The sequence below is a fragment of the Mucilaginibacter sp. P1_A3 genome, from assembly GCF_056406855.1.
This window is the reverse complement of the sequence record NZ_JBFTZJ010000004.1, coordinates 148,717-161,496: the sequence shown is the minus strand read 5'-3', so window position 1 is coordinate 161,496 and position 12,780 is coordinate 148,717. Positions and strand designations below refer to the sequence as shown.

General features: G+C 41.9%; 13 protein-coding genes. 7 read left to right on the top strand and 6 right to left on the bottom strand.

Annotated elements, in window-relative coordinates:
- Positions 1 to 17: 17 nt before the first annotated feature.
- The gene (locus AC1D0K_RS09555) at positions 18 to 434 is read left to right on the top strand and encodes a VOC family protein (RefSeq protein ID WP_295720850.1); all 417 of its coding nucleotides are present in this window, start codon (positions 18 to 20) and stop codon (positions 432 to 434) included.
- 251 nt (positions 435 to 685) lie between these two features.
- Here AC1D0K_RS09555 and AC1D0K_RS09550 read toward each other — a convergent pair whose 3' ends face one another.
- The gene (locus AC1D0K_RS09550; RefSeq protein WP_477392857.1) at positions 686 to 1,051 is read right to left on the bottom strand and encodes a hypothetical protein; all 366 of its coding nucleotides are present in this window, start codon (positions 1,049 to 1,051) and stop codon (positions 686 to 688) included.
- A gap of 230 nt (positions 1,052 to 1,281) precedes the next feature.
- On the opposite strand from AC1D0K_RS09550, the gene AC1D0K_RS09545 reads away from it, so the two are divergent.
- The 3 genes from AC1D0K_RS09545 (at position 1,282) to AC1D0K_RS09535 (ending at position 3,808) form a co-directional block, all read left to right on the top strand.
- A complete protein-coding gene (locus AC1D0K_RS09545) occupies positions 1,282 to 1,752 on the top strand; it encodes a pyrophosphohydrolase domain-containing protein (protein WP_295720848.1) in 471 nt (156 codons plus the stop codon).
- A gap of 81 nt (positions 1,753 to 1,833) precedes the next feature.
- The gene (gene rlmF, locus AC1D0K_RS09540; RefSeq protein ID WP_295720847.1) at positions 1,834 to 2,793 is read left to right on the top strand and encodes a 23S rRNA (adenine(1618)-N(6))-methyltransferase RlmF; all 960 of its coding nucleotides are present in this window, start codon (positions 1,834 to 1,836) and stop codon (positions 2,791 to 2,793) included.
- 142 nt (positions 2,794 to 2,935) lie between these two features.
- Entirely contained in the window at positions 2,936 to 3,808 is an 873-nt protein-coding gene (locus AC1D0K_RS09535) for a 3-keto-disaccharide hydrolase (protein ID WP_477392859.1), read from the top strand.
- A 134-nt stretch (positions 3,809 to 3,942) separates the two neighbouring features.
- Here the strand turns inward: AC1D0K_RS09535 and AC1D0K_RS09530 are convergent, their stop codons facing one another.
- Entirely contained in the window at positions 3,943 to 4,590 is a 648-nt protein-coding gene (locus tag AC1D0K_RS09530; RefSeq protein WP_477392861.1) for an ankyrin repeat domain-containing protein, read from the bottom strand.
- Positions 4,591 to 4,830: 240 nt separating this feature from the next.
- Here AC1D0K_RS09530 and AC1D0K_RS09525 point away from each other — a divergent pair, with 240 nt between their 5' ends.
- Both AC1D0K_RS09525 and lolA1 read left to right on the top strand, forming a co-directional pair.
- A complete protein-coding gene (locus tag AC1D0K_RS09525) occupies positions 4,831 to 7,401 on the top strand; it encodes an FtsK/SpoIIIE family DNA translocase (protein WP_477394868.1) in 2,571 nt (856 codons plus the stop codon).
- 71 nt (positions 7,402 to 7,472) lie between these two features.
- Positions 7,473 to 8,150 carry an outer membrane lipoprotein periplasmic chaperone LolA1 gene (gene lolA1 / locus AC1D0K_RS09520; RefSeq protein ID WP_477394866.1) on the top strand — a complete coding sequence of 226 codons (678 nt, stop codon included), beginning with the start codon at positions 7,473 to 7,475 and terminating at the stop codon, positions 8,148 to 8,150.
- Between the two features lie 357 nt (positions 8,151 to 8,507).
- On the opposite strand, the gene AC1D0K_RS09515 is transcribed toward lolA1, so the two are convergent.
- The 4 genes from AC1D0K_RS09515 to AC1D0K_RS09500 all read right to left on the bottom strand — a co-directional run bounded on the left by AC1D0K_RS09515 (position 8,508) and on the right by AC1D0K_RS09500 (position 11,309).
- A complete protein-coding gene (locus tag AC1D0K_RS09515; RefSeq protein ID WP_295720842.1) occupies positions 8,508 to 8,756 on the bottom strand; it encodes a DUF1456 family protein in 249 nt (82 codons plus the stop codon).
- A gap of 15 nt (positions 8,757 to 8,771) precedes the next feature.
- Complete coding sequence (locus AC1D0K_RS09510; protein ID WP_295720841.1) at positions 8,772 to 10,073, bottom strand: DEAD/DEAH box helicase; 1,302 nt, start codon at positions 10,071 to 10,073, stop codon at positions 8,772 to 8,774.
- Positions 10,074 to 10,261: 188 nt separating this feature from the next.
- Entirely contained in the window at positions 10,262 to 10,558 is a 297-nt protein-coding gene (locus tag AC1D0K_RS09505; protein ID WP_295720840.1) for a hypothetical protein, read from the bottom strand.
- A gap of 73 nt (positions 10,559 to 10,631) precedes the next feature.
- On the bottom strand, positions 10,632 to 11,309 hold the full coding sequence (locus tag AC1D0K_RS09500; RefSeq protein WP_477394863.1) for a pseudouridine synthase: 678 nt from the start codon (positions 11,307 to 11,309) through the stop codon (positions 10,632 to 10,634).
- A gap of 308 nt (positions 11,310 to 11,617) precedes the next feature.
- Here AC1D0K_RS09500 and AC1D0K_RS09495 point away from each other — a divergent pair, with 308 nt between their 5' ends.
- A complete protein-coding gene (locus tag AC1D0K_RS09495) occupies positions 11,618 to 12,769 on the top strand; it encodes an acyltransferase family protein (protein ID WP_477394861.1) in 1,152 nt (383 codons plus the stop codon).
- The last annotated feature ends 11 nt before the right edge of the window (positions 12,770 to 12,780 follow it).

Here is a 12,780-nt window from a genome sequence, read left to right as displayed (position 1 = left end):
TTAAACAATAATTACAGATGATCACAAAAATGAACCACGTTAGCATATTTGTTCTTGACCAGGACAGTGCTTTTGAGTTTTACGTTAACAAGCTTGGTTTTAAAGTACATACCGATGCATCCATGGGGCCGGGAATGCGCTGGCTCACGGTATGCCCACCGGAGCAACCCGAACTGGAAATATCCCTTATGGCTATTGCCGAAGGCATGATGTTTAAAGAGGAGGCGGCCCAACAAATGCGTGCATTGGTAAGCCAGGGTACTTTTGGCTTTGGTGTATTTGAGTGTAACGACCTGATGGCAACTTATGAAGAGTTGAAAGCCAAAGGCGTTGAATTTAAAAAAGAACCAACAAAAGAGTTTTATGGTTTTGAAGCCTTATTTAAGGACGACTCTGGCAATTGGTTCTCTTTGGGCGAAAAACAAAAAGGATAAAAACAGCCCCGAACCATGTTTACTGAAGTAAACATGGGGAAACAACAAAATTACTGACGTAAAGAATTGTACTTTTAATGCTTTGCCTGCATTATAACTAATACACGTTAGTTGAGCTGTGGCGTTATATCGTTAAAAATCAATGATGTAACTGCTTTAAGCGCAATCGCTTTGGGAAAACCATTTGATTTTTAACTATTGGATATGAAACCCTTTAGCAAAAATAAAATGGTAATGCCCTAAAAGAGGTATTATTTTACAGTTTCTTCTTTGGTAACAACTGGCTTAGGGGCAGCAGTTTTAGTGTTACTTTTTGCTACAGTTTTTTTAGCTTCTGCTGGTTTGGCAACAGGCAAAACAGGAGCTTTGGCTTCATCCGAAATCACTTTGGTTTTTTTATCGGCTTCGGCAGGAGCTTCTTTTTTGTCGCTTATTTTGGCAGCAAGTGTTTTAGCTAAGTTCCTGGCAGCTTTTTCAATAGCCTTAGTTACATTTTTCAGGTCTGGTCCAATTTCGCTTACAATAGCTTTTAACTGATCGGTAAATTTATCGTTCAATTGTTTTTTAAGAGCTTTGCGGGCCTCCTTCGCGGAGGATTTTGTTTTTTTATTTTTCATGGAAAAGGGTTGAGAAAATTCAGGTTGATTTTGAACTTATTTTCGGCATAAAGGTAGGTTAATATAAAGCTACTTTAATATTATGTTTATGTTAACAAAGTTACTATATGTTAACTGATTGTTAATCATATAGCATAACCAAATTTTTGTGAATCTGTTTTAAATTTGCGTTTTTTTGAAAGCGCTGTGGTTATTCATAACTTAGCGCCCTTAAATACTTCCTGAAAATTATGATTCAAGATTTAAACTCTTTAAACCAGGTTGCCGAATTTCACAGCACTTTTAAACATCCTATTATAGCTGCGCCACAGATTCCGTCAAAGGAGCGGTGCCAGTTACGTATAGAACTTTTGGCCGAAGAGCTTAAGGAATTACAGGAAGCGGTTAATGATAATAACCTAGTTGAAATAGCCGATGCGCTATGCGATCTGCAATATGTTTTATCAGGTGCGGTGCTGGAGTTTGGTCTTGGCGAAAAGTTTAAGGAATTGTTTGATGAGGTTCATCGCTCCAACATGAGCAAGGCCTGCAAAACTATTGAAGAAGCTAACCAAACTATTGAGCATTACCGTAATACAGCGGGTACCGAATCGCACTATAAAGAGATTGACGGATTATACCTGGTATATCGTACCGCGGATAGCAAAACACTTAAATCAATTAATTACTCGCCTGCCAATTTGGGCAGTATTGTAGGGTAAATAGCTAAAAGCTGAAGGCGGAAAGCTTAAAGCTAATTAAGAAACTACCTTTTTTAAATTTATAAATTAACAAACAACAACTTGCCAGAATCAGCCCCAAATCAACCCGAAATTAAAGAATTTATGCACCCGCGTAACCGCCATCGCGAGGGCTATGATTTTAAGGCGCTGATGAGGGCCATTCCCAAGCTACGGCCTTTTGTAACGGTAAATAAATATGATAGTCAAACTATCAACTTTGCTAATCCAGAGGCGGTTAAGTTGCTTAATAAGGCTTTATTAAAGCATCATTATGGTATCGGCTTTTGGGATATTCCCGAAAGCTATCTATGCCCACCTATCCCAGGCCGGGCCGATTATATTCATTATGTGGCCGATCTTTTAGCTACAGCCAATGGTGGTGTTATTCGTAAGGGCAAAAAGGTTAGGGTGTTGGATATTGGGGTAGGGGCAAATTGTGTATACCCTATCATTGGTCACCAGGAATATGGCTGGAGCTTTGTTGGAATAGATATAGATGAAGAAGCTTTACAGGCAGCACAGGAAATTATCACTAAAAACGATGAGCTGAAGAATGCTATTGAACTAAGGCTGCAAAAACACAAGGCGGATATTTTTGTATTTGCCATAAAACCCGGCGAGAAGTTTGATCTTACCATTTGCAACCCTCCATTTCATGCCTCCATTAAAGAGGCTGCCGAGGGCTCACGCCGCAAATGGAATAACCTGGGCTTAAAAACAGATAACGAACCCGTGCTAAACTTTGGCGGCCAAAATACCGAATTATGGTATCCCGGTGGCGAAGCAGCATTTTTAAAACAAATGGCTACGCAAAGTACCCGTTTTGCTAAGCAATGCTTATGGTTCACTACACTGGTATCAAAAAAAGAAAATTTGCGCATTTTGTATAATGCTTTGCAAAAGGCTGGTGCAACCGAGGTGCAAACCATCAACATGTCGCAAGGGCAAAAAGCAAGCAGGATCATGGCCTGGACCTTTCTTTCGCCAGAAGACCAGCAGGAATGGGCTAAAAAGCAATAATTACGAGCTGGTAGTTTTTAATCAATTGATAATTATTTTTTACCATAAGCGGCTTTTTATTAAAGCTGTTTCAATATATTTATATTGAAATAACAATCGATTGCGTATTAACTAAACCTCAGTTTTATAGGATCTCACCACTATGAAAAAAAGCTCAACCATTGTTTTAAGCTGCTTGTTTATCTTGGGGCTCACATCATTCAATCCCGATAAGGGCTGGATCAGCCTCATGGATAAAAAAATGAGTAAGTGGACAATTTACCAAAGTTACCGGCTTAAGTTTCCTTATAAAGGCGAGGCGCCTAAGGATGCGAATGGTAAAACCCTGCCGCCCATTGGTTACGATAAAAATGAGGCAAATGTATTCTCGGTACAAATGCAAAACAATGAGCCGGTATTACACATCAGCGGCGAAATTTATGGTTGTATTTATACCAAACAGGAATTTCAAAACTATCACCTTAAGCTGAAAACCAAATTCGGTACCAAGAAATGGGATCCCCGCCTAAATGAACCTATGGATTCTGGCCTGCTATACCACTCGCAGGGCGAATGCGGCGCCGATTATTTTCATTCGTGGATGTTATCAGAGGAGTTTCAGGTGATGGAGGGCGGCATAGGCGATTATTGGAACGTGGGTACTGCCCATGCAACGGTTCGTGCAAATAAACCAGCAGGTGTACCCAATTATGTGTTTAATAAAGATGCCGATAGAGTATTTATGGGTGTAGGGGCACCCAACCAGGGTTTTTGTCAACGGCACGAAAACTTTGAAAACCCAAAAGGCGAATGGAACACTATGGAATTGATTTGCTACGGAGATAAGAGTGTTTATATCGTAAATGGTCATGTGGTTAATGCCTTGTCAAACCTAAGTTACCAGGATGGTAAAGAAAGTAAACCCCTAACCAAAGGCAAACTCCAATTGCAAAGCGAAGCCGGCGAAGTATATTTTAAAGATATCCAGATTAAAAGCATTGATAAAATGCCAGAGGAGTATGCTGCTTTTTTTTAAATGCAGTTTTCTAAGGATGGTCTAAGGAAATTGTAACTCTGCATAGTTGAGTCTCCAATTATTCAGAGCGGATATACCAGGCTGGATCTGCATCGCGAAGACGCAAATATGCGTCTCTACAAGCCCCCAAATCATCAGCTTAAAATCTCCGCGATATCGTCGAAGCCTTTTTCGCGGGCCAAATCGGCAGGGAGTTTACCTCCCTCCATACGGGTGTTAATTTCAGCGCCTTTTTCCAATAGCAGTATCAACAGTTCTAAATTTCCGTTTTGTGCGGCAGCGTGCAGTGGGGTAGCACCAGCTTGTTGCTTTATATTAATAAGCGATCCGTTTTCAATAAGCATACTGGCAATCTGAGTATAATTGCCCGCGCAAGCCGAATGAAGCGGGTAAACATGAAAACCATTGTTTGATGGGAGGTTTACATCGGCACCTTTCAGCACCAGGTAACGGGCAACATCATAATTCCCAAAATAGCAGGCCAGGCCAAGCGGGGTGAAGCCATCCTGGGCATAATCATTAATCGAACTGGGGTTGGCGTAAATAAGATTAGCCATCACATCAAGCTTGCCTGCGGCTGCGGCCTCAAATATATTTATCTCGCCAACATGCTTCAGCAACAGTTCGGTAACTGCAGGTTTTTTGTAATAGCATGACAACATCAATGGCGAAACCTGGTGGCTGGTAAGGGTTGTTGCCAGCTTGGGGTTTTGTGAAAGCAAGGCATCCAATTGGGGTAAATTGGCAGCGGTGATATATTCTTCCAGGGTTTCTATACTCATTATTTACAGTTAAATAAGGGCGTTGAAATTTTTTTATAGGTTAGGACAGCCCTGATATTCAATTATACTAAAAAAATAAAAATACGCCTAACTATTTACATAATCTGCTAACTTTATATTTCAACAGTTAGCAAAATTTTTGATGATTGGTGAGGATAGGAAAAAATTTTATGTTGTTTTTGTAAAGTTTACATAGGTGAAATTTTATGTAAGTTTGCAGTTAAAGGATGTTACATCAGGATGCCGGTAAAAGGAAATCAGTTTAAATCAAATAGTTTTAAGGACGAAAATCAGCCCCGTCAAACCAATGGCAAGGCCGAAAAAGAAAGTGTAATTAAAAAGGCACTTCCTAAGTTACCTCAGTTGGATATGGTGAACGGGCGCACGGTAAAAATAGCGGGTTTGTTTTCGCTTTTACTGTCTGTTTACTTCCTTATCGCCTTCACATCATACCTGTTTACCTGGCAGGAAGATCAAAGTTATATTTCAACCACTAATGGCGGCTGGCATAACCTTGCCACCGGTAAAACCGTGCAGGAAATTGCCGATGCCGGCACACCGCAGGTTGCTCAAAACTGGCTGGGTAAATTTGGAGCGTTGTTAAGCAACCAGTTTATTTATGAGTGGTTTGGGATAGCATCATTCCTGTTTATTTTTATATTTTTTGTGTTGGGATACCGGTTGCTGTTTAAAGTAAGGCTGTTTTCATTATCCAAAACGCTGGCTTACTCTATATTTGGAATTGTTTTTACCTCAACAACTATAGGGTATTTTCATGCCTTTATTATTGATTATCCACACTTTTTAGAAGGCGGCTTTGGCTACTGGAGCAATCGTTTGCTGGATGCGCAGATCGGTCCGGCGGGCACGGCTGGTTTGCTTGTGTTTTTGGCCCTTGCCGTACTGGTGATCGCTTATAATATCGATTTTAAACTTCCATCCAAAAAAGAACGGGTTAACGCCGTGGAGATAGACGAAGTAGTTCCAGAGCCTGTTGATTTGGCTGATGAAGAAATACCCATCCCGATGGAGTGGCCCCGCGGTAACCGGGTTGTGGATACATTAAACCCCGAGGTAAATGTTGTAAAGCCCGAACCTTTAAAGCAACAACCGCTGATACAAACGCCAATATATCACGAGCCGGTTGTTTTAACGCCTACTAACACTGCACGTTCTGAACCGGAAGAAGAGACGGAAATACCGCTTACCATCGATGTAAACCGTCCCCTGCCAGAACTTGCCGTTGAAAAAGCCGACGATGTTAAAGCACAGGAGCTGGTAAATAAATTTGGCATTTATGACCACAGGCTTGACCTGGCAACTTATAAATTTCCACATCTTGATTTGTTAGAGAACCACGGATCGAACAAAATATCGGTAAACGCCGAGGAACTGGAAGCCAATAAGAATAAAATTGTTGAAACGCTGAACCATTATAATATCGAGATAGATAAGATAAAGGCCACCATTGGTCCAACGGTTACGCTATATGAAATTATACCGGCACCCGGTGTGCGCATCTCCAAGATCAAGAACCTGGAGGATGATATCGCGCTGAGTTTGGCCGCGCTGGGTATCCGTATCATTGCCCCAATGCCGGGTAAGGGTACCATAGGTATAGAGGTGCCCAATCAAAACCCCGAAATGGTTTCGATGCGGTCTATCCTTTCTACAGAAAAATTTCAGAACACTACGATGGATCTGCCCATCGCTTTGGGTAAAACCATATCTAACGAGGTATTTATTGCGGATTTGGCCAAAATGCCCCACCTTTTGGTTGCTGGTGCTACCGGGCAGGGTAAATCTGTTGGTATCAATGCCATATTGGTTTCGCTGCTGTTTAAAAAGCACCCGTCCGAACTTAAATTTGTTTTGGTGGATCCTAAAAAGGTGGAGCTTACGCTTTTCCGTAAGATAGAAAGGCACTTTTTGGCCAAACTACCCGATGAGGCTGATGCTATTATTACCGATACCAAGAAGGTGGTAAACACACTCAATTCATTATGTATCGAGATGGATCAGCGGTATGATCTGTTGAAGGATGCGCAGGTGCGTAACCTTAAAGAGTACAATGCCAAGTACGTTAACCGCAAAATAAGTGATCCCGAAAAACATCGTTATCTGCCATTCATTGTACTGGTGATAGATGAGTTTGCCGATTTAATGATGACAGCCGGTAAAGAGGTGGAGGTGCCTATAGCACGTATTGCCCAGCTGGCCCGTGCGGTGGGGATCCATTTGGTTATTGCTACACAAAGACCATCAGTAAATATTATTACGGGTACCATTAAGGCCAACTTCCCGTCCAGGCTTGCTTTCAGGGTATTATCAAAAATAGATTCGCGTACTATATTGGATGCCGGCGGTGCCGATCAGCTGATCGGTCGTGGGGATATGCTGTTCTCTACAGGCAGCGACCTCATCCGTTTGCAATGCGCCTTTGTGGATACGCCCGAAGTTGAAGCGATATCTGATTTTATAGGTAATCAAAAAGGCTACCCTACAGCCCTGCTGCTGCCCGAGTATGTTGGCGAAGGCGAAACCAGCAGTGCCAAAGAATACGATCCTGATGATCGCGACCCTATGTTTGAGGATGCCGCCCGTTTGATAGTACTGCATCAGCAGGGGTCAACATCCCTAATTCAACGTAAAATGAAGTTAGGCTATAATCGTGCAGGTCGTATTATTGATCAATTAGAAGCCGCAGGTATAGTTGGCGCATTTGAAGGCAGCAAGGCCCGCGATGTTTTATATCCCGATGAATACAGCCTGGAAAGGTACCTGGAAACACTTCAAAAACCGAAGGATTAAACCATTTACAATTTATATGCTCAAAAGCAATAACTATTAACAGTAATAGTTGTTGAAGAATAAAACAACCGATGAAAAAAATAATTTTAAATACCCTTATAGTCTTAAGTACCTGCACTACCGCATTTGCCCAGAAAGATACGCAAGCCAAGGCTATTTTAGCCCAGGTAAGCCAGAAATATAAATCGTACGATGTTATTAAAACCGATTTTTCTTTTACGCTTGATAACCAGCAGGCAGGAGTTAAGGAAACTCAAACAGGCACGCTGATTTCTAAAGCCAAAGCGGGTAAATACAAGGTTACCCTTTATAGCTCGGCATCAGTAAAGGATGTGGATAAAGAGATCATCAGCGATGGCAAAAGCCAGTGGACCTATCTGAAAAAAGATAAAGAGGTACAGGTAGGCGACGCTGCCAAAGGCGGAGAAGGCATTAATAATCCGTCCCAGATTTTTACTATTTATGAGCGCGGCTACAAATACCTGTACACCGGCGAGCAAAAAATAGCCGGCAAAGCTTTCCAGGTGATAGACCTTACTCCTGAAAACGATAAGCAAAGTATCTTTAAAGTTCGTTTGCTTATTGATAAGGTAAAAAAACAAATCTACAGCGCCCTTTTGTTTGATAAAAATGGCAATAAATATAACTACACCGTAAAAAGCTTTACCCCTAATGCACCCATTGCCGATAGCATGTTTGCATGGGACGCCAAAAGCCATCCCGGTATTGAGGTAGTGGATTTAAGATAATTGATACATTTTGCTATCATAACAAGGCGATGAATTTTAAAACTCATCGCCTTTTTCTTTGCCCATCGCCTGTGTTATTGCAGACGATTTGCTTTTACGGAGGAATAGTTGGCTGTGGGGACACAGCCAACGGGGGCGGTGTTCGGAATATATAAAAAGGTAGGGCCATGTGCGATTCCTTCCTCGGGGAAGGAGGAGGTAGGGGTTAAATCAAGCGTTCAAACACTGTTGCAGATGGTATGTCGGCGAAACCCCTCCCTGCCATTGCGCACATTTCAGCCGCACCCCTCCCGTTGGGAGGGAATTTAAAAACCGTTAAGAAATCTATTGTGAGGACACAGCCAACGGAGTAAGAAATTACTCTTCAGTTTTTGGCACTCTCTTATCGGGCATTGGTCCGCGTTTGTAGATAATCAGGCCGTTGAGGAAATTGCGCAAGATCTGGTCGCCGCAGGGTTTAAAATTGGGGTGGTCATCATTACGAAAAATGGCGCCCAATTCGGTCTTGGTAATGCGGAAGTTGGCCAGCTCCAATACTTTTATAATATCATCATCGGTAAACTTCATGGCTACCCTCAGCTTTTTCATGATATCATTATTACTCATACTATTGGTATTTAATTATATGGAAATGTCTATTTTAACTTTTTTGTTTTTGATCTTTTCGCCTTTTATCTGTTGAACGGCCTTCTCAATCCGGTTGCGTTTCACAGCGGCGTAAGATGTGTAATCAAGCACTTCAATCAAGCCTACGTCTTCTTTATCCAAACCTCCTTTTTTTAGCAGCAGGCCTACAATGTCAATCTTATTTACCTTATCCTTTTTACCGGCGGCAATGTATAATGTAGCCCATGGTGATGGTGGCGGGACAATCGGGTCTGCAGGTAGTTCTTCAACTTCCGGCATATCTTTTAAATAGGATGGCTTTTCATCTGGCGCTAATATCAGGTATGATGTTCCTTTGGCGTGCATTCTCGCTGTACGGCCATTGCGGTGCAGGTAAGCTTCCTCGTTATGTGGCAACTGGTAATGTACCACGTGCTCAATTTCGGGTATATCCAGCCCGCGGGAGGCCAGGTCTGTGGTGATCAATAAACGGTGACTGCCATTCCTGAACTTCAGTAAGGCGCGTTCCCTGTCATCCTGCTCCATACCACCATGGAAAATATCATGCGGTAATCCTCTGTCAAATAAAAGATCACTGATGCGTTCTACAGCTTCGCGATGGTTACAGAAAACAAGGGTGGCTTTATCGCCTATTTTGCAGATCAGGGCAAACAGTGCATCCAGCTTATCGGCTGCTTCGGCTATAACGGCTTTTTGTTTGATATCCGGCGCATTAGCGGCATTGGTAAGATAATCTAATTCAACTGGCCTAACCATGCCCGTAAATGAAGGAATTTCCTGCATTTTGGTGGCCGAGGTAAGCATCCGCTTTTTGATGTTGGGCATTTGCTTAATGATAAAAGCCATATCCTCCTGGAAACCAAACTCCAAAGCTTTATCAAACTCATCCAATATCAGTGTGTGGATAGTATCTGTGCTGAAACTGTGGCGGCGCAAGTGATGCGCTATTCTTCCCGGTGTACCAATCAAAACAGCAGGTGGCTGCGAGAGGTTATTACGCTCAATTTTCACCGGGTGACCGCCATAACAGCAATTTACCTTAAAGCCGCTGCCAATGGTTCTAAAAACCTGCTCAATCTGTAAAGCCAACTCGCGCGATGGCACCATGATCAGGGCCTGCACAGTTGGTATACTTGTATCTAATAAACTTAACAACGGCAATAAAAAACCAAGTGTTTTACCCGAACCGGTTGGCGATAGCAGTATCACATCGCTTTTTTTGGCTGCGGTAATGGCAGCCTGCTGCATTTCGTTAAGGGCATTTATTTTAAGATTCTCGAGCGCTTGCTTTATCATTGTAGGCGCAAAGATAAGGTAAATATAGTGGTGAAGGTTATCTTTAAGGTTTGGTAGCTGTATAAAACCGTCATTGCAGTAAGCTGCGAAGCAATCTCCATGTTATACAGAGCCAACTATATAAATTTGATCTGCCGTTGTAGAAGATTGCGTCGTACTCCTCAATTACGGTTTTTATAATTTAAGAATCATACTGCCATACCCTCATCCATCATCCTGTCCTCAGGGTCGGGCTCGTGGTAGTTTTTAATGAAGCTTGCAATTTCTTCGGCCTGCTTGTGGGTTAGGTCGCCCATGCAGCTGTATTCCCATTCGTTCATTTTATCATCAAAAACAATATCGCCCAAATCAACACTGCCTTCGTTTAAGCCAAAAACCCCTGTCGAACGCATATTACCACCGGGCATTATTTGGGTTGCTGGTTTGATAATGATTAAGCGATCGCCATTGCTGGTATATAGACTATAATTTGCCGACTTTATCATGATTAAAGTATTTGCTTAACCTACAAACACGCTTAAGTTTTGTTTTTATTGTAGTATAAATATAATAATATGACTACCATTTCATCAGCTTCATTACCCTTGTAAACTCGGGTTGTAAGCCAGCATTAATTGTAATATTCTGGCCGGTTATGGGGTGGTTAAAGTTCAGGGTTGAAGCATGTAGCAGCATGGTGGTCATATCCCAGGTATCTTTAAAAAATTTGTTCTGCTTATTGCAGCCATGAGTACGATCGCCAATGATAGGATGGAAAATATGACTAAAATGTTTGCGCAATTGATGCATGCGCCCGGTAGTAGGCACTGCTTCAACTAAAGAATACCTTGATGTAGAATGAGCCCCGAAAGGAATATCCAATTCAACGCGGTTAAGTGTGGTATAAGTTGTAAATGCTTCCTGCAGTGTGCCATTTTCCTTGCGCAGGGGATAATCAATATCTTCCGTATCGGGTGTATGACCACGAACTATGGCCAGGTATTTTTTATGCACCTGGTTTTCCATAAAAGCCTGTTGCATGGCAATTTCTACCTGTTTTTCAAGGGCGAAAAGTAATATGCCACCTGTTTTTCTGTCAATACGATGTACAGGGTTAACTTTTTGGCCAATCTGATCGCGCAGCATCTGCAGGGCAAATTCAGATGCATCAGCAGCAATAGGCGAGCGGTGTACCAGTAAGCCATGCGGTTTATTGATGCCTATAAGGTATTCGTCGCGATATAATATCTCTAACATTCGGTGCAATTACAAAACGCGAAGTTACAAGAATAGATTTGAGATATGAGATATGAGACATGAGACTGAGATCGTCATTGCGAGGTACGAAGCAATCTCTACACAGGCAGGTCGACTATGCCAGCAGCTCTGTATAGCAAAGAGATTGCTTCGTACCTCGCAATGACGATCGTATTTATATTTTTAAACTGCTTTCAGTAAATTTTAACTCCAATATTCAATTATTTTAATAAGTTAAACAGCTAAAAAAATTATTTTAATTAGTCGGCCTTTTTATATCTTTAGTTCAAACAAAAATCCTATAACCAATGGCTTCCAAAGCAACAACCAGCACAGGCAATACCGCTCCTGATGATATTAATGCCGCTCCCACCCGTTTATTTTCATTAGATGCCCTTCGCGGCTTTGATATGTTTTGGATTATGGGGGGCGAAGAGATCTTCCATACGATGGCTAATGCCACCAAATCACCGTTTTGGGGAGCTATTGCAAATCAGTTTACACACCCCGACTGGAATGGTTTTCATCTTTACGATTTGATATTTCCGCTGTTCCTGTTCATGGCCGGCGTATCTACCCCGTTTTCTGTTGGCCGCGAATTAGAGAAGGGCAAAAGCAAAAAACAGTTGGTGCTGCGTGTTATAAAAAGAGCCTTCATATTGGTGCTACTGGGTTTGGTGGTTAACAACGGATTGAACATTATGCCGATATCCGAGATTCGTTTTGCCAGCGTGCTTGGGCGCATTGGGATAGCTTATATGTTTGCCAACATTATTTACCTGTACAGCAGCGAGCGGATGCAAATGATTTGGTTTTGGGTATTCATCATCGGTTATTGGCTGTTGCTTAAATTTACTTCGGCACCGGGCTTTCCTCATGGCGATTTAACCATGCAGGGCAATTTTGCATCCTACATGGATAGGATTATTCTGCCGGGCAAATTGTATTTAGGTATTCATGATCCCGAAGGTTTATTTTCCACTATCCCCGCTATCAGCACAGGTTTGTTAGGAATAATTACCGGCTCCATATTGAAGAAAACCGGTTTAAGGAAAATGAAAAAAGTGGCTATACTGGGTATTACCGGTGTTATATTCCTGGTTATTGCCCAGATCTGGAATCTTGATTTTCCTATCAACAAAAACTTGTGGAGCAGCTCATTTGTAATGCAGGTAGGCGGCTTAAGCCTGCTGTTAATGGCATTTTTTTATTATATTATAGATGTGCTGGGTTATCAAAAATGGTCGTTTTATTTCAGGGTGATCGGTATGAACTCTATACTGATTTATGTATCCGGCCATTTTATAAAATGGGGCTATACCAATAATGGTTTCTTTGGCTGGATAGGTCAGCTCATCGGCGATCCTTTTAATGCGGTAGCCATGGCCATTACCTTTGTAATGGTTAAGTGGCTGTTCCTGTACTATTTATATCAAAAGAAAACCTTTTTAAGGGTTTAATCCATAAAGGA